General features: G+C 58.8%; 22 protein-coding genes, 1 tRNA gene and 1 pseudogene. 15 read left to right on the forward strand and 9 right to left on the reverse strand.

Annotated features, from left to right (window positions below):
* Positions 1-8 precede the first annotated feature (8 nt).
* The 4 genes from AK821_RS04655 to AK821_RS04670 are packed head-to-tail and all read left to right on the forward strand — an operon-like array spanning position 9 to position 4,044.
* Positions 9-986 carry a Bug family tripartite tricarboxylate transporter substrate binding protein gene (locus AK821_RS04655; protein ID WP_034153137.1) on the forward strand — a complete coding sequence of 326 codons (978 nt, stop codon included), beginning with the start codon at positions 9-11 and terminating at the stop codon, positions 984-986.
* Positions 987-1,042: 56 nt separating this feature from the next.
* On the forward strand, positions 1,043-1,501 hold the full coding sequence (locus AK821_RS04660) for a tripartite tricarboxylate transporter TctB family protein (RefSeq protein WP_064388483.1): 459 nt from the start codon (positions 1,043-1,045) through the stop codon (positions 1,499-1,501).
* Between the two features lies 1 nt (position 1,502).
* Complete coding sequence (locus tag AK821_RS04665) at positions 1,503-3,017, forward strand: tripartite tricarboxylate transporter permease (RefSeq protein ID WP_064388484.1); 1,515 nt, start codon at positions 1,503-1,505, stop codon at positions 3,015-3,017.
* The gene (locus AK821_RS04670; protein ID WP_064388486.1) at positions 3,010-4,044 is read left to right on the forward strand and encodes an AbrB family transcriptional regulator; all 1,035 of its coding nucleotides are present in this window, start codon (positions 3,010-3,012) and stop codon (positions 4,042-4,044) included. Before AK821_RS04665 ends, AK821_RS04670 begins: the two co-directional genes overlap by 8 nt.
* 85 nt (positions 4,045-4,129) lie before the next feature.
* On the opposite strand, the gene ung is transcribed toward AK821_RS04670, so the two are convergent.
* Positions 4,130-4,822, reverse strand: a complete 693-nt coding sequence (ung, locus tag AK821_RS04675) for a uracil-DNA glycosylase (protein ID WP_064119805.1) — start codon at positions 4,820-4,822, stop codon at positions 4,130-4,132.
* Between the two features lie 132 nt (positions 4,823-4,954).
* Here ung and AK821_RS04680 point away from each other — a divergent pair, with 132 nt between their 5' ends.
* Positions 4,955-6,067 carry an enoyl-CoA hydratase/isomerase family protein gene (locus tag AK821_RS04680; protein ID WP_064388488.1) on the forward strand — a complete coding sequence of 371 codons (1,113 nt, stop codon included), beginning with the start codon at positions 4,955-4,957 and terminating at the stop codon, positions 6,065-6,067.
* A gap of 54 nt (positions 6,068-6,121) precedes the next feature.
* On the opposite strand, the gene AK821_RS04685 is transcribed toward AK821_RS04680, so the two are convergent.
* Together AK821_RS04685 and AK821_RS04690 are read right to left on the reverse strand one after the other, a co-directional pair.
* A complete protein-coding gene (locus AK821_RS04685) occupies positions 6,122-6,529 on the reverse strand; it encodes a hypothetical protein (protein WP_064388490.1) in 408 nt (135 codons plus the stop codon).
* 181 nt (positions 6,530-6,710) lie between these two features.
* The gene (locus tag AK821_RS04690) at positions 6,711-6,962 is read right to left on the reverse strand and encodes a hypothetical protein (protein ID WP_064388492.1); all 252 of its coding nucleotides are present in this window, start codon (positions 6,960-6,962) and stop codon (positions 6,711-6,713) included.
* Between the two features lie 326 nt (positions 6,963-7,288).
* On the opposite strand from AK821_RS04690, the gene AK821_RS04695 reads away from it, so the two are divergent.
* The 6 genes and pseudogenes from AK821_RS04695 to AK821_RS04720 all read left to right on the forward strand — a co-directional run bounded on the left by AK821_RS04695 (position 7,289) and on the right by AK821_RS04720 (position 11,776).
* Positions 7,289-8,776 (forward strand): sensor domain-containing diguanylate cyclase, encoded by a 1,488-nt coding sequence (locus AK821_RS04695; protein ID WP_064388493.1) that lies wholly within the window; start codon positions 7,289-7,291, stop codon positions 8,774-8,776.
* Positions 8,769-8,999, forward strand: coding sequence for a cysteine-rich CWC family protein (locus AK821_RS04700; protein WP_064388494.1), 231 nt, complete (start codon positions 8,769-8,771; stop codon positions 8,997-8,999). Before AK821_RS04695 ends, AK821_RS04700 begins: the two co-directional genes overlap by 8 nt.
* A 33-nt stretch (positions 9,000-9,032) precedes the next feature.
* Positions 9,033-9,725: a pseudouridine synthase gene (locus AK821_RS04705; RefSeq protein ID WP_064388495.1), complete on the forward strand. Its 693-nt coding sequence runs from the start codon at positions 9,033-9,035 to the stop codon at positions 9,723-9,725.
* Between the two features lie 316 nt (positions 9,726-10,041).
* Positions 10,042-10,925: pseudogene (locus AK821_RS04710) on the forward strand (alpha/beta fold hydrolase).
* A gap of 158 nt (positions 10,926-11,083) precedes the next feature.
* A tRNA-Gly gene (locus tag AK821_RS04715) sits at positions 11,084-11,157 on the forward strand.
* Positions 11,158-11,371: 214 nt separating this feature from the next.
* On the forward strand, positions 11,372-11,776 hold the full coding sequence (locus AK821_RS04720) for a type II toxin-antitoxin system HicB family antitoxin (protein ID WP_064388546.1): 405 nt from the start codon (positions 11,372-11,374) through the stop codon (positions 11,774-11,776).
* A gap of 86 nt (positions 11,777-11,862) precedes the next feature.
* Here AK821_RS04720 and AK821_RS04725 read toward each other — a convergent pair whose 3' ends face one another.
* The gene (locus AK821_RS04725; RefSeq protein WP_064388498.1) at positions 11,863-12,225 is read right to left on the reverse strand and encodes a DUF6124 family protein; all 363 of its coding nucleotides are present in this window, start codon (positions 12,223-12,225) and stop codon (positions 11,863-11,865) included.
* 572 nt (positions 12,226-12,797) lie between these two features.
* Here AK821_RS04725 and AK821_RS04730 point away from each other — a divergent pair.
* Positions 12,798-13,526 (forward strand): class I SAM-dependent methyltransferase, encoded by a 729-nt coding sequence (locus tag AK821_RS04730; protein WP_064388499.1) that lies wholly within the window; start codon positions 12,798-12,800, stop codon positions 13,524-13,526.
* Positions 13,527-13,749: 223 nt separating this feature from the next.
* Here AK821_RS04730 and tam read toward each other — a convergent pair whose 3' ends face one another.
* Positions 13,750-14,520 (reverse strand): trans-aconitate 2-methyltransferase, encoded by a 771-nt coding sequence (gene tam, locus AK821_RS04735; RefSeq protein ID WP_064388501.1) that lies wholly within the window; start codon positions 14,518-14,520, stop codon positions 13,750-13,752.
* Positions 14,521-14,896: 376 nt separating this feature from the next.
* Here tam and AK821_RS04740 point away from each other — a divergent pair, with 376 nt between their 5' ends.
* The 3 genes from AK821_RS04740 to AK821_RS04750 all read left to right on the forward strand — a co-directional run bounded on the left by AK821_RS04740 (position 14,897) and on the right by AK821_RS04750 (position 16,598).
* Positions 14,897-15,400 (forward strand): inclusion body family protein, encoded by a 504-nt coding sequence (locus tag AK821_RS04740; RefSeq protein ID WP_016982769.1) that lies wholly within the window; start codon positions 14,897-14,899, stop codon positions 15,398-15,400.
* A gap of 125 nt (positions 15,401-15,525) precedes the next feature.
* The gene (locus AK821_RS04745) at positions 15,526-16,065 is read left to right on the forward strand and encodes an AidA/PixA family protein (RefSeq protein ID WP_064388503.1); all 540 of its coding nucleotides are present in this window, start codon (positions 15,526-15,528) and stop codon (positions 16,063-16,065) included.
* A 122-nt stretch (positions 16,066-16,187) separates the two neighbouring features.
* A complete protein-coding gene (locus tag AK821_RS04750; protein WP_064388505.1) occupies positions 16,188-16,598 on the forward strand; it encodes a low affinity iron permease family protein in 411 nt (136 codons plus the stop codon).
* A gap of 93 nt (positions 16,599-16,691) precedes the next feature.
* Here AK821_RS04750 and AK821_RS04755 read toward each other — a convergent pair whose 3' ends face one another.
* The 4 genes from AK821_RS04755 to AK821_RS04765 form a co-directional block, all read right to left on the reverse strand.
* Positions 16,692-17,195, reverse strand: a complete 504-nt coding sequence (locus AK821_RS04755; protein ID WP_064388507.1) for a DUF4142 domain-containing protein — start codon at positions 17,193-17,195, stop codon at positions 16,692-16,694.
* A 76-nt stretch (positions 17,196-17,271) separates the two neighbouring features.
* Entirely contained in the window at positions 17,272-17,427 is a 156-nt protein-coding gene (locus tag AK821_RS29315; protein ID WP_007911485.1) for a KGG domain-containing protein, read from the reverse strand.
* Positions 17,428-17,543: 116 nt separating this feature from the next.
* Positions 17,544-18,893, reverse strand: a complete 1,350-nt coding sequence (locus tag AK821_RS04760; protein ID WP_064388508.1) for a sensor domain-containing protein — start codon at positions 18,891-18,893, stop codon at positions 17,544-17,546.
* Positions 18,894-18,972: 79 nt separating this feature from the next.
* Positions 18,973-19,611, reverse strand: a complete 639-nt coding sequence (locus AK821_RS04765; protein WP_064388510.1) for a LysE family translocator — start codon at positions 19,609-19,611, stop codon at positions 18,973-18,975.
* Between the last annotated feature and the right edge of the window lie 59 nt (positions 19,612-19,670).

A 19,670-nucleotide genomic window follows, 5' to 3' on the forward strand; every position in this document is an offset into this window, starting at 1 on the left:
AGAATCGAATGAACCTGTCACTGCGTAAAGTTGCACTGGCCGCCAGTTGCATCCTGTTTGCCGGCCAACTGATGGCTGAACCGAAACGTCCGGAATGTATCGCCCCGGCGTCCCCCGGCGGTGGTTTCGACCTGACCTGCAAACTGGTGCAGAGCGCACTGGTCAACCAGAAGCTGCTGAGCAAACCGATGCGCGTCACCTACATGCCCGGCGGTGTCGGCGCGGTAGCCTACAACGCCGTGGTCGCGCAGCGCCCTGCCGATGCCGGCACGCTGGTCGCATGGTCGAGCGGTTCGTTGCTGAACCTGGCCCAAGGCAAGTTCGGTCGCTTCGATGAAACCAACGTGCGCTGGCTGGCGGCGGTCGGCACCAGCTACGGCGCCATCGCGGTGAAAAGCGATTCGCCCTACAAGACCCTCGACGATCTCGTTCAAGCGCTGAAGAAAGATCCAAGCTCGGTGGTGATCGGTTCCGGCGGCACCGTCGGCAGCCAGGACTGGATGCAAACCGCACTGATCGCCAAGGCTGCCGGGATCAACCCGCGTGACCTGCGTTACGTCGCCCTCGAAGGCGGCGGCGAAATCGCCACCGCCCTGCTCGGTGGCCACATCCAGGTCGGCAGTACCGACATCTCCGACTCCATGCCGCACATCCAGAGCGGTGACATGCGTCTGCTCGCGGTGTTCGCCGACAAGCGTCTCGACGAGCCGGAAATGAAAGACATTCCGACCGCTCGCGAGCAAGGCTACGACATCGTCTGGCCGGTGGTTCGCGGTTTCTACCTCGGGCCAAAAGTCAGCGATGAAGACTACGCCTGGTGGAAAGACTCGTTCGACAAACTGCTGGCCTCCGATGAGTTCGCCAAGCTGCGCGATCAGCGTGAACTGTTCCCGTTCGCCATGACCGGCCCGGAACTGGACACCTACGTGAAGAAGCAGGTCGCGGACTACAAAGTGCTGGCCAAAGAGTTCGGCCTGATCCAGTGATCGTCTCTGTCTAGCGGCTGCGTTCCCGGTTACGGGGACGCGGCACAGGAGCTCCCATGCTTATTCAACGCATTTTCGCCTCCGTGCTGTTGCTGGTTTGCGCCGGTCTGGCACTGATGGCGTGGCCGTACCAAGCGGCTTTTTCCTACGAACCGGTGGGCCCGCGCGCCTTCCCTCTGCTGATGCTCGGCCTGATGGGCGCGGCGCTGCTGTACATGGTGTTCCGCCCGGCGCCGATCAAACACAGTGAAGACGAGCCGCCACTGGATCGCGAAACCCTGACCAAGATTGCTATCTGCGTCGCACTGCTGCTGGTGTTCGCCGGCCTCTTCGAACCGCTGGGTTTCATCCTCAGCAGCATCCTCATCGGCATTCCGATGGCGCGTCTGTATGGCGGTCGCTGGATGCCGAGCATCGTGGTGACCACGCTGATGGCCATTGGTCTGTACCTGCTGTTCGACCGCGTGATGGAAGTCCCGCTGCCCCTTGGCCTGCTCGACGTGCTGGAGAACTGATATGGATACCCTCGGTTATTTGGGTCAAGGCTTCGGCGTCGCGCTGAGCCCGTACAACCTGGTCACGGCTCTGACCGGCACGCTGATCGGCACCGTCGTCGGCCTGCTCCCGGGCCTCGGCCCGATCAATGGCGTGGCGTTGTTGATCCCGATCGCATTCGCTCTCGGCCTGCCGCCGGAATCGGCGTTGATTCTGCTCGCGGCGGTGTATCTGGGCTGCGAATACGGCGGTCGGATCAGCTCGATCCTGCTGAACATTCCGGGCGAAGCATCGACCGTGATGACCACCCTCGACGGTTACCCGATGGCCCGTAAAGGTATGGCCGGTGTGGCGCTGTCGCTGTCGGCGTGGAGTTCTTTCATCGGCGCGTTTATCGCCACCTGCGGCATGGTGCTGTTCGCCCCGCTGCTGGCGAAATGGGCGATTGCTTTCGGGCCGGCGGAATACTTCGTGCTGATGGTGTTTGCGATTGTCTGCCTCGGCGGCATGGCCGGGGATCGACCGTTGAAGACGTTTATCGCGGCGTTGATCGGCCTGTTCCTGTCGAGCGTCGGCATTGACGCCAACAGCGGCGTTTACCGCTTTACCGGCGACAACATCCACCTGACTGATGGCATTCAATTCGTTGTGCTGGTGCTCGGTCTGTTCTCGGTCAGTGAGATTCTGTTGCTGCTGGAGAAAACCCATCGCGGCCAGGAAGCGGTGAAAGCTACCGGGCGGATGATGTTCAACTTCAAGGAAGCGTCTTCGGTGTTCGTGGTGAACATCCGTTGCGGCCTGCTCGGATTCATCATGGGCGTCTTGCCGGGTGCCGGCGCGACGCTGGCCAGCGCCGTGGCTTACATGACCGAAAAACGCATCGCCGGTGCCAGCGGCAAATTCGGTCAGGGTGATGCCCGTGGCCTCGCCGCTCCGGAAACGGCCATCGGTGCTTCGGCCTGTGGTGCGTTGGTGCCAATGCTGACGCTGGGCGTGCCAGGTTCGGGCACCACGGCGGTGATGATCGGCGCGCTGTCGCTGTACAACATCACCCCGGGCCCGCTGCTGTTCCAGCAACAACCGGACATCGTCTGGGGCCTGATCGCGTCGTTGTTCATCGCCAACATCATGCTGGTGATCCTCAACATTCCGATGATCCGCATCTTCACCCGCATCCTCGCCGTGCCGAACTGGGCGCTGGTGCCAGTGATTGCGATCATCACCGGGATCGGCGTTTACGCGGTACACGCGACCACGTTCGACCTGTTCCTGATGGTCGGTATCGGCATCTTCGGTTACATCCTGCGCAAGCTCGACTTCCCGTTGTCGCCGGTATTGCTGGGCTTCATCCTCGGCGGTCTGATGGAGCAGAACCTGCGTCGTGCGCTGTCGATTTCCAACGGTGCGCTGGAAATCCTCTGGTCTAGCCCGATCACCTTCGGTGTCTGGGTGCTGACCGCGTTGATGCTGGCCTTCCCGCTGATTCGCATCTGGCGCAAACGTTCGGTCGCGCGTCGCGCCATTGCCGATGTTTGATCGCGACTCACTGAAATCCTGGTGGGGAACCCCGCTGGTCGGTCTGCTCGGCGGTTACCTCGCCAGCCAGATCGGCTGGCCTCTGCCGTGGATGGTCGGCTCATTGCTGGCGATCATCCTCGTGCGCTGCCTGACCCCATGGCAACTCACCGAAATCCCTGGCGGCCGCAAGTGCGGCCAGTGGATTGTCGGCATCGGCATTGGCCTGCACTTCACCCCGCTGGTGATGGAGCAGGTGCTCAGTCATTTCGGTTTGATCTTCTTCGGTGCGCTGGTCACCAGTGTGTCGGCGGTGGTCGGCGTGTGGTTGATGCGTCGTACCGGCGAGGATCGCGCCACGGCGTTTTTCTCGAGCATGCCCGGCGGTTCCGGCGAGATGGTCAACCTCGGTGCGCGCAATGGCGCGATGCTCAGCCACGTTGCGGCGGGGCAGAGTTTGCGAGTGCTGGTCGTGGTGTTGTGCGTGCCGGCGGCGTTCAAGTATCTGCTCGGCGATGGCAACCCGATTTCTCACGCAGGCAGCGTCGATTGGCGCTGGCTGGCAATTCTGTTTCCGGCGGGCGGTTTGCTCGCGTGGCTCTGGCAGCGTTTGCGCCAACCCAATCCGTGGCTGTTCGGGCCGTTGCTGGTGAGCGCGGCGGTGAGCATTGGCTGGGATTTGCACATCGGTTTACCCAATGGTGGCAGTCAGATTGGCCAGTGGCTGATTGGCAGCGGCTTGGGCTGTCACTTCAACCGGCAGTTCTTCCGCCGCGCGCCTTCCTTCATGGGGCGGACGTTGATTGGCACGGCGTTGACCATGTTGATCGCCACGCTGGCGGCGTTGGGGTTGAGTGCGCTGACCCATCTGGATCTGCGCTCGCTGACGCTGGGCATGATGCCCGGCGGAATTGCCGAGATGAGTCTGACGGCGGAGACCCTGCAACTGTCGGTGCCGCTGGTGACAGCGATGCAGGTGATGCGGCTGCTGTTTGTGCTGTTTCTGGCGGAGCCGTTGTTCAAATACTGGAATCGCAATCCCGAATAAAACCGAGTTGCCCCCATCGCGAGCAGGCTCACTCCCACCGGGGAACGCATTCCAACTGTAGGAGTGAGCCTGCTCGCGATGCTTTTCAAATCGGCGGCAAACGCCACTCGATCGGCGTCTCGCCATTCTGCTCAAGAAACTTGTTAGTGCGGCCAAAGTGTCCGCAACCCAAAAACCCGCGATATGCCGACAACGGCGACGGATGCACCGACGTCAGCACCAGATGCTTGGTCGCGTCGATCAGCTTCTGTTTGCTCTGCGCATGCGCGCCCCAGAGCATGAACACCAGATGCGGCTGGCGCTCGCTGACCAGTTCAATGATCCGGTCAGTAAAGAACTGCCAGCCCTTGTCCTTGTGCGCATTGGCGTTGGCGCGCTCGACGGTCATGGTGGTGTTGATCATCAACACGCCCTGATCGGCCCAGCTCTGCAGGTAGCCGTGATTGGGAATGTCGATGTTCAGATCGCGCTTCAACTCTTTATAGATGTTGACCAGCGACGGCGGCGCCGGCACACCCGGCTGCACCGAGAAGCACAAACCGTGGGCCTGACCCGGGCCGTGATACGGGTCCTGGCCGAGGATCACCACTTTCACCTTATCCAGCGGCGTCGAATTCAGTGCGTTGAAAATCATCGGCCCCGGCGGATAGATTTCCTTGCCGGCCGCCCGCTCCTGCTGCAGAAACTGGCGCAACTCTGCCATGTAAGGCTGGTCGAACTCAGCACGCAGTGCCTCCTTCCAGCTCGGTTCGAGTTTGATACGGTCGTCAGCAGTCATGGTCATACCCGGCAAAAACAATGGGGCGAACCCTAGGAAAGCCGGCCACGCTTGTCAATTGATCTGACGCAGATCCGGCACTTTCCCCCACAGCGATCATACTGATCGTTCAAATTCCCGATCGAGGTCACGATGAATCTGCACTTCGAAGAACTCACCGGCACCGACGGCGCCCGCATCGGTATCGCCAGCCTGGACGCTGAAAAGTCGCTGAACGCGTTGTCTTTGCCAATGATCAACGCCCTCAGCGACAAGTTGAACGCCTGGGCCAAGGATCCGCAAATCGTCTGCGTGCTGCTGCGCGGTAATGGCGCCAAAGCGTTCTGCGCTGGCGGCGAGGTGCGCAGCCTGGTGGAAGCCTGTCGCGCTCACCCCGGCGAAGTACCACCGCTGGCCGCGCAGTTTTTCAGCGCGGAATATCGCCTGGATTACAGCCTGCACACCTATCCGAAACCGCTGATCTGCTGGGGTCACGGTTATGTGCTCGGCGGCGGCATGGGCCTGTTGCAAGGCGCCAGTACGCGGATTGTTACGCCGAGCAGTCGTTTGGCGATGCCGGAAATCACCATTGGTCTGTATCCCGACGTCGGCGCCAGTTGGTTTCTCGCACGGCTGCCGGGCAAGCTCGGATTATTCCTCGGCCTCACCGGTGCGCACATGAATGGTCGGGATGCGATCGATCTGGATCTGGCCGACCGCTTACTGCTCGACGAACAACAGCCGCAATTGATCGAAGGCCTGCTGCAGCTCAATTGGCAGGAACAGACGGACATGCAGCTCAACAGCCTGCTCAAGGCTTTGCAGCAGGAAGCCGTGGCGCAAATGCCCGAAGCGCAGTGGCTGCCGCGTCGCCAGCAGATTGATGAGTTGCTGGATGTCAGTGACGTCACCTGTGCGTGGAAAGCCATCAGCCTGCAACGCGACAGCAGCGACCCGCTGATCGCCCGCGCGGCGAAAACCATGAGCGAAGGCTCGCCGCTGACTGCGCACCTGGTCTGGGAACAGATCATCCGTGCCCGGCACATGTCGCTGGCCGAAGTCTTTCAGATGGAATACACCCTGAGCCTCAATTGCTGCCGGCACCCGGAGTTCAGCGAAGGGGTTCGCGCGCGATTGATCGACAAGGATCAGAAGCCGCACTGGCATTGGCCGGATATCAACCATGTGCCGGAAGCGGTGGTTGAGGCGCACTTTCACAAGGTCTGGGAGGGGCGGCATCCGTTGGCGGATTTGACGCAGTATTGAAATCCGGGCACAAAAAAAGCGGCGCTTTATGCGCCGCTTTCTGTTGGCAGGTGATTACCAGCGGTTGCCACGTCCATTGTGGTCACCGCGTCCACTGTGTCGGTCATAGTTGCCACGACCGCGGTGATCGTTATCCCAACCGCCACGACGGTGGCCATCCCAGCGGCCGCGATCATTGCCGTGCCAGCGACGGCTTTCGTAGTGACGCGGGGCCGGTTGATAGTAACGCGGCGCCGATTGGTAATAGCGCGGTTGCTGGTAATACCGCGGAGCTGGTTGGTAATAGCGTGGCTGCGCGTAATACCTGCTGCCACCGTTGTAATACGTGCCACCCGTGTTGTAGTAGGCCGGTGCAGGTGATGTGTAGACCTCTGAGCTGTAATACGAGTCCGCGTAGGAGTACGGGACGCAACCGGCAACGGAAAACATCAACGCAGCAAGCAGAAGAATTCGTCTATACATGGCGGCCTCCTGGACCGCGGGTTGGCCACACCAGCGACGCTGGCAGGCGACAGTCAATTAATCGGTGACTGTCGAAAAATCAGACAGCGTTTTCGGCATCTGGTGCGTTCCTGCAACAAGTTGAAACAAGTGATCTATGAAACCTTGTTCATCCGCAAAAACACCGTCATTCAGCCGCTGATTAGTGGTGCCCACTGTGATATCCGCCGCCGTGATAACCCCGTCCGTAACCGCCGCGATAACCGTAGCCACCGTAGTAATAGCGGGGGCCGCTGTAGTAACGCGGGCCGTAATAACCACCGTAGTAATTGGGCGAGTAATAGCCGGGATAGTAGTAGGTGGCGGGGTAAGCATCGTAAGGGCCGGCGTAGTAATAACAACCGGACAAACCGAAAACCAGAACCGCGCCGAGCAACATCTTCTGAACACGCATGGCGGCCTCCTGAAAGACCCACGGCCGCAACGCAACAGAGCAGCCGACACACGTTTGACTGGGGCGGATCGATCAAGTGCCCAGTCCGCGATGGCTTCAGATCAGCGGTGTCCGCGCCATCGCAAAACCTTGTAGGAGTGAGCCTGCTCGCGATGACGGTGTATCAGCCACATCTTCACTGAATGTCACACTGCAATCGCGCGCAGGCTCACTCCTACAAGATTGGCTTTGCGCCAGGAACGACCATTCGCGCCGCACATGGAGCAGTTATTTCCCCGTGGTGCCATTAGAATGCTTGCCATCGGGCCACTGCCAACGGAACTGCCATGCCGCATCGATCTGCGCTGTACTCCCAACGTTCGCTGGTATTGACACTGATCGCCCTGCTCGGCGCCGGGTTTCTCGCCACGTCTTTGCTGAGCTACTACGCCTCCCGCGCCTCGATCCGCGACAACATCGTCAACACCGAACTGCCGTTGACGTCCGATACGGTCTACTCGGAAATCCAGAAAGACCTCGTCCGGCCAATCCTGATTTCCTCGATGATGTCCCGCGATACCTTCATGCGCGACTGGGTGGTCAACGGCGAGCAGAATCCCGAGCAAATGACCCGCTACCTCGACGAGGTCATGACCCATTACGGCGCCTACACCGCATTCTTCGTCTCCAACACCAGCCACACCTACTACCACGCCAAAGGCGTGCTCAAGCAGGTCAAGGTCGATGAACCGCGCGATGCCTGGTACTTCCGCGTGCGTGACATGAAGGATCCGTACGAGATCAACGTCGACCCGGATCTGGCCAACAAGGACAACCTGACCTTCTTCATCAACTACAAGGTTTACGACTACCACAACCGCTTCATCGGCGCGGCCGGGGTCGGTCTGACCGTGGACGCGGTGATCAAGCTGATCGACAAGTATCAACAGCGCTATCAACGCAGCGTGTACTTCGTCGACACCTTTGGCCGGTTGGTGCTGACCGGTGCCGAAGGCGGCCCGCAAGGTGCGCGCATCGGCCAGAGCCTCGGCGAACTTGAAAGCATGAAAAGCCTGGTCAGCCAGTTGCCCAAACCTCACAGCGGCAGCTACGAGTATTCCGCCCAGGGTCAGGGGCATTTTCTCAACGTGCGGTTTATCCCGGAGCTGAACTGGTACCTGTTTGTTGATAAACGCGAAGACGGCGCACTGAGTGAAATCAAACACTCGCTGTATTTGAATCTGCTGATCTGCCTGTTGGTGACATTGATCGTGTTGGCGCTGCTCAACCGCGTGATCAAGCGCTATCAAAGCAAAATTCAGGCTCAAGCCACCCTCGACAGCCTCACCGAACTGCCGAATCGTCGCGGCTTCGACATTCTCGCCGCACAGGCTCTGCACGAAGCGCAACGCGAAACCAAACCGCTCACGGCGTTGCTGCTAGACCTCGATCATTTCAAAGCGTTGAACGACACCTACGGGCACATGGCCGGTGATCAGGTGTTGATCGGTTTCGCTCGCGATCTGCAAAGCTGCCTGCGCCATGCCGACATTGTCTGTCGCTGGGGCGGAGAGGAATTCATCGTTTTGCTGAAGGACACCGACGGCGACACCGGTCAGAAAATTGCCGAGAAGATCCGCCAACACGTCGAACAACACGAATATACCTACGACGGCCACCGACTCCATCTGACCGTGAGCATCGGCGCCACCGCCCTGCAACGCGATGACACCTTGCACAGCCTGCTGTCGCGGGCCGATCATGCGATGTACCGAGCCAAACAAACCGGCCGCAATCGCACCTGCGTGGAAATGCCTCACTCGACTTATGCCTGATTCTGACGTTAAACCCGACCTTTGCCCGGCCTGCGGCGCCCGTAACGACTGCAGCCTGGCCGACCCGCGCACCGCCGACCGCGAATGCTGGTGCTATGGCGTGAGCATCGATCCGGCCGTGCTTGAAGCGCTGCCGCCAGAACTGCGCAACCAATCCTGCCTGTGCCCACGTTGCGCGCAGGTCGAGGCGCAACTGCAAGCGGCCAAGCGCTCGTTCCCGTAAGATGCGCGGCCCTTCATTCACCGAACTCTGAACATGCGCGTCGACCGTTTTCTCAGCAACCTGCCCCGCTACAATCGTCAGCAGGTTCGCCTGTTGCTGGTGGAAAAGCGCGTGCGGATTGACGGAAAAATCGTCAGCGATCCGCACAGCGAGGTGCTGGATTTCAGTCGCGTCGAAGTCGATGACGAAGTCCTGCAAAGCGGCAAACCGGCACGCTACTTCATGCTGCACAAACCGCCGGGTTGCGTCAGCGCCACCCGTGATCCGCAACACCCGACGGTGCTCGACCTGATCGATGAACCGGACAAGGACGACCTGCACATCGCCGGACGCCTGGACTTCAACACCACCGGTCTGATGCTGATCACCAACGACGGCGCGTGGTCGCGCCGCCTGACCCAGCCGCAGACCAAATTGCCGAAGGTCTATTACGTCGAGACCGAGCAGGAGATTGGCGCGCAATATGCGAGCACCTTTGCCGAGGGGATTTACTTCGCCTTCGAGGATCTGACCACGCAACCGGCGCAACTGGAGCTGCTCGGCCCACGCTCGGCGCGGCTCAGCATCGTTGAAGGCCGCTACCATCAGGTGAAGCGCATGTTTGGTTTCTTCAACAACAAAGTCCTGCGTCTGCACCGTGAATCCATGGGTCCGCTGCTGCTCGATAACGCGCTAAAACCGGGCGAGTACCGCGCTTTGCGCACCGAAGAGATCCATTTGTTCTAAGCCGGCGACCGCTCAGCAGAAGTTGTCGAACAATTTACCAACGGCACTTGCGCGATGCCGACTCCCCTGCTTGAATCAGGACGTCGGCCAGATTGTGACCGATGAGTCACAACATACTTCTAAGAAACTTTTTGCCGGTCGTAAGCCTCAGGGCTTCGCCTCAGCCGGCAGACTGCCCGCCAATAACAATACCCGTCGACCTGCCGTAACGGATCGACATGGGCCAAGCAAATTCCAGGCGTATGCCTACCTGTCACAAAGCTCGTGCAATGTCTATTTGCGCGCATACCCGCTTGCTTGCCAGGAGTCTTATGACATGAGGCCAGAAATCGCTGTGCTGGATATACAGGGTCAGTATCGGGTTTACACGGAGTTCTATCGCGCAGACGCCGCAGAAAAGACCATCATCCTGGTCAACGGCTCGATGGCCACGACTGCGTCGTTTGCACAGACTGTGAAAAACCGGCCCCCCCAATCCACCGGGTCTGCCACGACCAGCCCTACGCGGGCCGGACAAAAGCCCACAACCGCCACGAGAAACCTCTGACGAAGGACGTCGAAGGGCAGATTCTGCTCGAGCTGATCGACCACTTCGCCGCCGAACACGTGCTGTCGTTCTCCTGGGGCGGCGCCGCGACCCTGGTCGCCCTCGCCCACCAGCCACGGCGCATCGAACGGGCGGTGATCAGCTCGTTCTCGCCAGTGATCAACGCGCACATGCTCGACTACCTCGAACGCGGCGTCGACTACCTCGGCCAGCGCGACGGCGACCGCGTCGGCCATCTGGTCAACAGCACCATCGGCAAACACCTGCCATCACTGTTCAAACGCTTCAATTATCGCCACGTCAGCAGCCTCGCCGAGCACGAATACGGGCAGATGCACTTCCACATCAGCGACGTACTGCACAGCGATCGGCAGTGCTATCTGAACGCAGCGAAAAAAATCAACGTGCCGGTGCTGTTTCTAAACGGCGAATGGGACGAATACACCGCTGCCGAAGACGCACGCCTGTTCGGCAACCACGTGGCGCAGAGCACGTTCACCACGCTGCAAGCCACCGGGCATTTTCTCGATATGGAGCACAAGGCCGCTTGCCGCGATAGCCAGAACGCCCTGCTCGGCTTTCTGAAACCGGCGCAGCAGACCAGCCGAACGCGTTACTCGTTTGTTCAGGATCAACATGCATTCGCCATTTGAAAAAGTGTCATCGCGCGCGAGACTGCGGGGTTGGGATTTTGCTTTTCTCACTGCAGTGCTCGCCCGCGATTGATCGTTTTCAGTGATTCAAAGCGTTCATGAGTAAAAGAAAAACTTCAAATCCGTGGCCGAGTCTGGTACAAAGTCAGCCGCTCTGAGCGGGTATAGTTTAATGGTAGAACAGTAGCTTCCCAAGCTTCCGACGAGGGTTCGATTCCCTCTACCCGCTCCACTCGAATATTGGTCTCACGTTGTGATTTTGACGGGGGATGCAGGATAGAAAAACCGGCCCATAGGGCCGGTTTTTTTGTGGCTGGGATTTGAGGTTTGCCAATTGGGTGCAGAACCATTCAGAAACACACCGTTGATTGCAGATACGCCATCTCCCCTTACCCTTTGATCTCTCTAACGATAAGAAGCGCTGCGTGCTCAAGGGGATTATCCAGATGCTCTATCCAATCGCAATCTCTGCCAGTGACGGTGAGTGTGCCTGGGGTGTTGAGGTGCCGGATCTGCCAGGATGTTTTTCTGCCGGAGATGATCAAGAGGATGCCATTGAGATGGCAAAAGCGGCCATAGAGGCCCACATCGAAATTCTGGCGGAAAGTGGTGCAGCCATTCCGGTCGCTGGGAAACCTGGAACTCACTTCTCCAATCCGAAATACGCAGGCTGCGTTTGGGCGTTGGTGGACGCGGATGTCGGTCGGTGCCTCGGGAGTCCGCAAGAAGTGAGTATTACGCTGCCGGGCTACCTGCTTGAGCGCATTGATCTTCACGTTCACCATCATCCGGAGGAGAAGAATCGTTCGGCGTTTTTGACTTCGGCGGCGTTGCGGATGTTGGCGCCTTGAATCGTGAATGTCTGTAGCCGCAATTACAAAAAACCGGCCTTTAGAGCCGGTTTTTTTGTGTCTGCTACACCTCGACGATTTTGTGATTACCCCGCTGGCACGACCTTATCCAGTGCCTGATTCACCGCCAATTCTCCCAACATGACGACCTGCGCGATGCCGAGTGCAGTCTTGCGGTGTGAGGTGTCGAGCAACGCGGCGAAGTTGTTGAGCATGGTGGTGGCCGAGCCGAGGGTTTCGCTGGCGTTGGCCAGCAGAGACTCGGTGTCGTAGGTAGGGTTGGCGAGGTACATCGGTTCGGGTTCGTGGGTGGAACCCATGATTCTGGCCGTAGGGCTGAGATAGTGGTCGAGGGCGCGTTCGGCGGCTTCGTGGAATTTCTTTGAGTTGGGTGATTCGTAGGGGGATGCCGGATCGGTTTCCGGCGGATTGGGCGTAACTTTGAACATTGGATTGAGACCTTTTAGTAAGGCCGCAACCGATCTCGCTACTAAACGGATGGGTGGCAGCTGTGCGCAAGTTAGTAGACCGGACCCCAATCCAAATCCGGCGCACCCGAGGGCGCCATGCGCACAGCCACCATCAGGTGCAAGCATTCGCCTGACTGAGTGGTACTCATGCAGCTATTTAGATTGAGGATGCCGGGCTACTAAACCCGATCACTGGAAATCAGTGACGCGAACCAAGTTACCGACCGCCCCTAAAGCGCACAAGCCGGCGGAGTCTGGCTTAGCGGTAGGCAACGGCGCAAGGATTTGTAGGCTTCAGGACGTAACACTGCACGCCTTTAAACACTTCGCCCGGAAGATGTTTACGCGGCGATAAAACATAGCGTTTTCCCCGACATTACAGACCCACAACACTCCACCGGTTTTCACCTCTCGCCCAACCGACTAGCATTTCCCCATCGACCACCACCCTCCCCCTGCGCGGCCATCGACGAATACGCGCCATCACTTTCGAGGGATTCCAATCGCGGCCACGTTGCCGCTGACGATCGAACTCAAAAGAGCACTTCACCATGACGCAAAACATTTACGACGATCCCGAATTCTTTCAAGGCTACAGCCAGATGAACCGCTCCATCGGCGGCCTCGACGCGGCGCCGGAGTGGCCTGCGCTCAAGACGTTGCTGCCATCCATGCACGGTTTGAATGTGGTGGATCTGGGCTGCGGTTATGGCTGGTTCAGTCGTTGGGCCATCGAGAATGGCGCGGGGAGTGTGTTGGCGCTGGATGTTTCGGAGAAAATGCTGGAGCGCGCGCGGGAGTCTACAACGGAGTCGAACATTCGTTATGAGCGCGGCGATCTGGAACAGCTTGACCTCCCCGCCTGCAGTTTTGATCTGGCTTACAGCTCACTGGCGCTGCACTACATCAAGGATCTGCCGGGGCTGTTTGCGCACCTGTACGCGGCGCTGAAACCGGGTTCGTATTTTGTGTTTTCCATTGAGCATCCGATCTTCATGGCGCCGCGTAATCCGGGTTGGTTGATTGACGCTGAAGGTAACAAGCGTTGGCCACTGGATAGCTATCAGTTGGAGGGTGAGCGCGTTACGAACTGGCTGGCTGAGGGCGTGATCAAGCAGCATCGTACGGTTGGGACATTGCTCAATTCGCTGATCGATGCGGGGTTCACGATTCGACATGTCAATGAATGGGGGCCGAGCGATGCTGAAATCGCGGCGCAACCGGCGCTGGCGGAAGAGCGGGAACGGCCGATGATGATGTTGGTGGCGGTGCAGCGCTGAGCTTAAAGCCCCTCACCCTAGCCCTCTCCCAGAGGGAGAGGGGACTGACCGAGTTGCCCTCCTGAGCTACGCCGACGTGCAAAATCGAGGCGAACTCAGGTTTGGAAACAACACAACTCGGCTCCCTCTCCCTAGGGAGAGGGCTGGGCGGGCGGCGTTCCGATGAGGGGCCCGTCCGAAAGCGCACCCGAAATTCCCAGCCGAACAACACGTCCGACTCTTTTCAACGTGTCGCAACGATAAACAGCCTGGGAAATGGCAACAGCACCGAACCATCCGCCAACGCCGGATAAGCCTTCCCGACCTCCGCCAGATACTTCTCCAGGTACTGCGCCTTTTCCGCCTCGGTCAGCGGATTCAAAAACGGAATCAACCCACTCCCCTTGAACCACTCCACCACCCCCGCCGCCCCGCCAGACAGCTGATGGTGATAGGTGGTGCGCCACACATCGACCCGAGCGCAGTGTGGCCGCAGCATCGAGAAATAATCACTGGCACTCGCCATGTCGGTACGTTGCCCCGCAGCGCCGCTGAGCTTGCTCGCCCACGGACCATTCGCAGCGACTTCACGCATTAAACGGTGTGAGGATTCATTAAGGTTATCCGGCATCTGGATCGCCAGACTGCCACCCGCCGACAACTTGCTGGCCAGCGCCGGCAACAACGTCGCGTGATCCGGCACCCACTGCAATACGGCATTAGCGAAGATCACATCAAACGGCCCTGAATCGGCCCATTTATCAATCTCCGCCACCTCGAATTGCAACTCTGGCAAGCGCTTGCGTGCGGCATCGATCATGTCCGCCGAGCTGTCCAGCCCGCTGACTTTCGCCCTGGGAAAACGCTGCACCAGTAACTCCGTCGAGTTACCGGGACCACAACCGATATCGACCACTGTTCGCGCTTCAGGCGTGGGAATCGCCGCCAGCAGATCGCGGGCCGGGCGGGTGCGTTCATCTTCGAAAGCGACGTATTGTTTGGCGGACCAACTCATTGCGTTCTCCTGTCGGGACATTTCAGCGGTTCGTCACGATACAGGGTGCGCAGCGAGCAGTTCCACAGCGGCTCGATTTCAAACGGTGTCAGACCGGCCTGCCTGCTTATAGCCAATAGGTCGGACCTTCTGGATTCGGCGACCGTCCGTCGAGCCGGACAAAAGCGATTTTGACAGCTAAAAAATCGTACCTATAGTCAAGGAGCGGCAATCGGAAGGAACCCGAATCAGTCGATTTCGTGCAAGGAGCACGGCCTGTTCATTTCTCGTGATCAGTGGGTTCCCCCAGTAGTGTGCTGGCAAAAGCCATACGGCAAGCAAGCATCGTCGTGACTGGATTGCAGTCCGACGTTCACTATGAAAAAGGAGCATCACCATGTCTCGAGTGACGGATATTCTGGTTTCCATCGACACCGAAACCATTCTGAAAAAGTATCCAAACATCAGCAAGGATCCGAAGAACCCCACGCTGATCGATTGGAAACATGTGTACATGGTCACCAATCAGGACAACGTCGTCAGTGGCCAGGCCGGTGGCGAACTGGACCTCAAGGCTCAGGTCGGCGATCTGATTCGCTGGCGCGAAACCAGCCTGTCGCAGAGCTTCGAACAGGCGGTGATTTTCTACAAATTCATCCCCAACGCCGGGGAGAACCTGATCTCGCCCCCCTCCCCGCGCAAGGCCACAGCATGCGTAGCTGTGCCCAATACAAGCAATCCATCCGTGCCAAGCTGCCAGAAAGTCGACAACCACTATTGGTCATCCGAAACCCTGGACTGTGGTCGCGTGACGTATCACTTCCACTTCCTGATCGTCGATCGCAACTGCCAGATCATCGGCTGCTGCTCGTGGGATCCGTTCATCTCCATTCACAACTGATGACGCTCCGAGCCCCTTGGAGACAGGGGGCCCGACCGATCCGTCGCCGCCCCGGCCGGAACAGGATGTCTTGCCTTGACCGAAGCGGCTGTCGTTTCCTGCCAACATCATGAAAGGAAGCCATGATGACTAGCGAACCGATTCCGTCACCATCATCCGGCGTTACCAGCTCACACAATGTGCTGCTGATCGTCGACGCTGAATCAGTATTGGCGCGTTATCCGAACCCAAGCCTGGACGCCGCCGCACCGACGAGCATTACCGATGGGCTGATCTTTTTCGCCATAGGTAATGACTCGAAAGATATAGTCATAAATGACAGCAAAGTGACAATCCCCGTTGAGATTGACCGCGACCTGCACTTCCGCGGACGCTCCGTCAGCCTGATCGCCGAACACAGTGTGGTTGTGTACCGGATGACAGTGGCAGACAACGGCGTGCTTTCCGAACCTGACTTGCAAATTCATACCGACCTGACCGTGCCCGCGCCCAACCCGGACGACCCGACAACGCCGGGCAGTCGAAAAGCTGACGATCATTATTGGACCTGCACGCCGAAGAAACCTGGCGATGTGCAATGCGAACTGAGTTTCATGCTGGTCAATCAGCAGTGCGAGGTGGTGGGTTACTTCCACTGGAACGTCGACGTCGAACTCGAGGCTTAGAGTACTGATACTGAAACCGGTCGGGAGGCCGGTTTTTCAGAGACATTTCACACATCAGTAGAATTTTCCCAATCCCGCCAATGTCTGAATTTCAAGCACTCCCCCCAATAAGGAACACCGCTATGAAATTCGCAAAAATCTCCCAGAAGCTCGCGATGGTGGCCGGTAGTCCCAAGACCTTCATGGGCGCATTGATCCTGATCGGGTTGTGGGGACTGAGCGGGCCGGTCTTTGATTACAACGACACTTGGCAACTGATCATCAACACTTCGACCACCATCATCACGTTCCTGATGGTGTTCCTGATTCAGAACACGCAGAACCGCGACACCGACATCCTCCACTTGAAGATCGATGAGTTACTGCTGGTGACGAAAGAGGCGCAGAACGCGATGCTTGGGTTGGAGGCGCTGGATTTGAAGCAGTTGGAGGCGTTGCGCAGGCACTACCGCTCGTTGGGCGAGGGTGAGGTTTTTAATCTTGAGGGGTTGGGTGAGAAGAGCAAGTCCAAGCAGGATTTGAATGAGTGCTGATGGTTAGATAAAAAAGCAAAAGATCGCAGCCTTCGGCAGCTCCTACAAAGTTTGGTGTAGGAGCTGCCGAAGGCTGCGATCTTTTGCTATTGATTAGCGGCTAGCCTGCAGCGCGCGAGCCTTCTCCAGATGGCTTTGCAATTTCGGCAAGGTCTCGTCGGCAAACGCCTTGATCTCCGGCACGTCGGTGGTCTGCGCTTGCTGCTGAATCTGCTCGATGGCCTCTTCAGTGGCTTTGACCTGACTAGCGGCGTAAGCCTGATCGAAGGATGCGCCCTCGGTCACTGGCGGCATCAATTCTTTTGCCTTGCCGGCCAGTTCTTCACGCGGTGCGACGGGCAGGTCGAGCTTCTTGGCGATCTTCGCCAGATGCTGGTTGGCCGTCGTGCGGTCGTTGATGACGACGATGGTGTAGTCCTTGACCTCTTTCGATTCGGCCTTGCCATGGGCCAGGCGACTGGCCTCGATGTCGGCCATGCCTTTGGCCGAGGCATCGTTGATGAAATCGGCGGGCGACTGGGCAAAAGCGCTGCTGGCACACAGGCCCAACAGCGATGCAAAACTGATGTTGCGTATACGGGTGGCCATCCGGCTCATGGTCGCGCCCTCCTTACTTGCGAAATTCAAGCGGGAGCTTACGCCCCCGCCTCTCAATCAAAACTACCTTCACCGACTACTTCGACTTCTGAGCGGGCTTGCGGCCCATGTCTGGTTTTGGCTCTTTGTCGACGGTCGTTGTGGTGGTTTTCCCACCTTTGCGACCTGCTTCAGAGGCCTTCGTTCGATCGTTGGCGAAGTTTCCCGAGTTCGAGTTTCTTGAATTAGGCATGATTCTCTACCTCTTGGTAATGATCGTGGCGAGCAGGTGCCCGCCTAGATTGAGAATTTCCCGGGCCGCAAAGGTTTAGAAAAGTTGCAGTCGCCGCGACGAACGGCGCCGCCGGATCAGCTACTGAGCGCGTGATGGTTCAAGCGTTTAGCGGCGTACATTGCCTGATCGGCATGGCGGAACAGTTGCTGCTCCTCCCTGCCGTGCTCTGGATAGCGGGCAACGCCGATGCTCGGTTCGATATGCAGGTTGTGGCCATCGAGGCGCATCGGTTGTACCAGCACCTGTCGGATTTTTTCCGCCACGCTGTCGGCATCTTCCGAAACCTGCACGCTGTGCAGCAGCACGACAAATTCATCGCCGCCAATTCGGGCCACCGTGTCAGTTTCCCGCACGCAGCCCTTGAGGCGATTGGCCACGGTTTGCAGGAGCATGTCGCCGACCGCGTGACCGAAGGTATCGTTAACCTGTTTGAAGCGATCCAGGTCGACGTACAGCAACGCCATGTGCCCAGCTTGCGCTCGAGCCCTCGCCAATGCGGCCTTCATGCGCTCTCGCAGCAGTTCGCGATTGGGCAATTGGGTCAGTTGATCGTATTGCGCCATCCGCCGCAGCCGCGCATGCAGTTGTTGACGCTCGATGGCCGTGGCGACCTGGGCGCAAACGTATTGCAGCAGTTCCTTGTCTTGCTCGGTGTAGCGCTCGCCGCCGGGCAGGCTTTTGACGATCAAGGCGCCGATGGTGCCGTTTTTCGAATTCAACGGCACGCCGAGCCAGCAGGGCGCGTTCTGCCCCGCCACCAACTCGGCGAAATCGGCTGGGGAATCTGTACTGTCCGGCGTAAGAAGAATCGGCTGACCGCTTCGGATAACTTCCGCGCACAAGCGCCCAGTGATGGTTCCCGGTTGCTCGGGCTGCAATTCGTGATCGTCGACGTGATAAGGGAAATTCAGTTGTGCGCAATGCTCGTCGTACAGCGCCACGGAGAAATTCATCGCCGGCAGCCATTCGCCGATGATCAGATGAATACGCTTGAACAGCGCCAGCAGATCTTCCGCCGCATGGGCCGCTTCGGAAATCGCGTATAACGCTGCCTGGCGCGATTCGGCCTGCTTGCGCTCGGTGATGTCGCGCGCCACGGCGATGCGCAGTTGATCGACTTCCGACCAGCGCGCCGACCAGAGGATGTGCACGACGCTGCCGTCCTTGCGCAGGTAACGGTTTTCAAAGTTGAGTTTGGGTTCGCCACCCATGATTTCGTTGGCGGCAGCCAGAGTACGCTGACGATCCGCCGGGTGTACCAGCTCGATCATTTGCCGGCCGATCAACTCTTCAGGCGAATAGCCGAAAACACGCTCACAAGCGGCGCTGACAAAAACGAAGCGCCCCTGCTTGTCGACCGCGCAAACGGCGTCCAGCAAGAGGTCTATAAAACTCGCCAACGGCGCGGAATTTCGGCTTTCCATGGTTCAGCGTGGGTGTCCGGGCAATGCAGCACTGATCAACCATCCCTGACCTCTTGATTGCGCATCCCTGCACACACCTTCAAGCCTTGTTCGGCATCAGCCCAGGCAGCGCATGCATTAGTGCGTTGATGGCGAAACCGATGAACATCACCCCGCACAGCCGGGTGATCAGCAGCTCATGACGTTGATACATCGTGCGCACCCGCTGCGCGCCGACCACACCAATGAGGATAGCGTAGGCCAGCAAGCCACCGAGGAAACTCAGGGCAATCAACATCGGCAGCATCGACCAGTTGAGCAGTTCGGCGCGGCTCGATAGCAGCGCGGTGAACGTGGCGACCGCCACCGGATAGGCCTTGGGATTGGTCAAACCAAACAGAATGCCGTGCCAGAACGGCTTGCGCGCCGCGCCCTGTGGTTCATCGCCGTTGCGCCGCTGGGCCCGCACCGCGCGCCAGCCGAGCCAGAACAGGTACAAACCGCTGAGCACACCGAGCACATCAAATGCAGTGCTGCCGATTTCCCGGGCGCCGACAATCGCAATCAGCGCCGTGCTGCACCAGACCACATCGCCGAGCAGATGCCCGCAAAGAAACCCCGCCCCCGCCCGCCGCCCGTGGGCTGCGCCGATGCCGAATACCGCCAGCACACCCGGCCCGGGCGTAATACCGTAAATGAAACCCGAGGCCAGCACGGCCATTAGCAACGATGGAGTCATGGAAAACCTGCAAGCGCCCGATCACGTGGCCGCCAGTCTATAACAGACAAATGTGTCTG

Origin of the sequence: Pseudomonas sp. RIT-PI-r (assembly GCF_001297015.1) — a bacterium.
GTDB lineage: Bacteria > Pseudomonadota > Gammaproteobacteria > Pseudomonadales > Pseudomonadaceae > Aquipseudomonas.

Bases quoted from the DNA above. Each gene is read 5' to 3' on its own strand.
- AK821_RS04655 (WP_034153137.1), top strand. From the start codon at position 9: ATGAACCTGTCACTGCGTAAAGTTGCACTGGCCGCCAGTTGCATCCTG.
- AK821_RS04660 (WP_064388483.1), top strand. From the start codon at position 1,043: ATGCTTATTCAACGCATTTTCGCCTCCGTGCTGTTGCTGGTTTGCGCC.
- AK821_RS04665 (WP_064388484.1), top strand. From the start codon at position 1,503: ATGGATACCCTCGGTTATTTGGGTCAAGGCTTCGGCGTCGCGCTGAGC.
- AK821_RS04670 (WP_064388486.1), top strand. From the start codon at position 3,010: ATGTTTGATCGCGACTCACTGAAATCCTGGTGGGGAACCCCGCTGGTC.
- ung (WP_064119805.1), bottom strand. From the start codon at position 4,822: ATGACTGCTGACGACCGTATCAAACTCGAACCGAGCTGGAAGGAGGCA.
- AK821_RS04680 (WP_064388488.1), top strand. From the start codon at position 4,955: ATGAATCTGCACTTCGAAGAACTCACCGGCACCGACGGCGCCCGCATC.
- AK821_RS04685 (WP_064388490.1), bottom strand. From the start codon at position 6,529: ATGTATAGACGAATTCTTCTGCTTGCTGCGTTGATGTTTTCCGTTGCC.
- AK821_RS04690 (WP_064388492.1), bottom strand. From the start codon at position 6,962: ATGCGTGTTCAGAAGATGTTGCTCGGCGCGGTTCTGGTTTTCGGTTTG.
- AK821_RS04695 (WP_064388493.1), top strand. From the start codon at position 7,289: ATGCCGCATCGATCTGCGCTGTACTCCCAACGTTCGCTGGTATTGACA.
- AK821_RS04700 (WP_064388494.1), top strand. From the start codon at position 8,769: ATGCCTGATTCTGACGTTAAACCCGACCTTTGCCCGGCCTGCGGCGCC.
- AK821_RS04705 (WP_064388495.1), top strand. From the start codon at position 9,033: ATGCGCGTCGACCGTTTTCTCAGCAACCTGCCCCGCTACAATCGTCAG.
- AK821_RS04720 (WP_064388546.1), top strand. From the start codon at position 11,372: ATGCTCTATCCAATCGCAATCTCTGCCAGTGACGGTGAGTGTGCCTGG.
- AK821_RS04725 (WP_064388498.1), bottom strand. From the start codon at position 12,225: ATGTTCAAAGTTACGCCCAATCCGCCGGAAACCGATCCGGCATCCCCC.
- AK821_RS04730 (WP_064388499.1), top strand. From the start codon at position 12,798: ATGACGCAAAACATTTACGACGATCCCGAATTCTTTCAAGGCTACAGC.
- tam (WP_064388501.1), bottom strand. From the start codon at position 14,520: ATGAGTTGGTCCGCCAAACAATACGTCGCTTTCGAAGATGAACGCACC.
- AK821_RS04740 (WP_016982769.1), top strand. From the start codon at position 14,897: ATGTCTCGAGTGACGGATATTCTGGTTTCCATCGACACCGAAACCATT.
- AK821_RS04745 (WP_064388503.1), top strand. From the start codon at position 15,526: ATGACTAGCGAACCGATTCCGTCACCATCATCCGGCGTTACCAGCTCA.
- AK821_RS04750 (WP_064388505.1), top strand. From the start codon at position 16,188: ATGAAATTCGCAAAAATCTCCCAGAAGCTCGCGATGGTGGCCGGTAGT.
- AK821_RS04755 (WP_064388507.1), bottom strand. From the start codon at position 17,195: ATGAGCCGGATGGCCACCCGTATACGCAACATCAGTTTTGCATCGCTG.
- AK821_RS29315 (WP_007911485.1), bottom strand. From the start codon at position 17,427: ATGCCTAATTCAAGAAACTCGAACTCGGGAAACTTCGCCAACGATCGA.
- AK821_RS04760 (WP_064388508.1), bottom strand. From the start codon at position 18,893: ATGGAAAGCCGAAATTCCGCGCCGTTGGCGAGTTTTATAGACCTCTTG.
- AK821_RS04765 (WP_064388510.1), bottom strand. From the start codon at position 19,611: ATGACTCCATCGTTGCTAATGGCCGTGCTGGCCTCGGGTTTCATTTAC.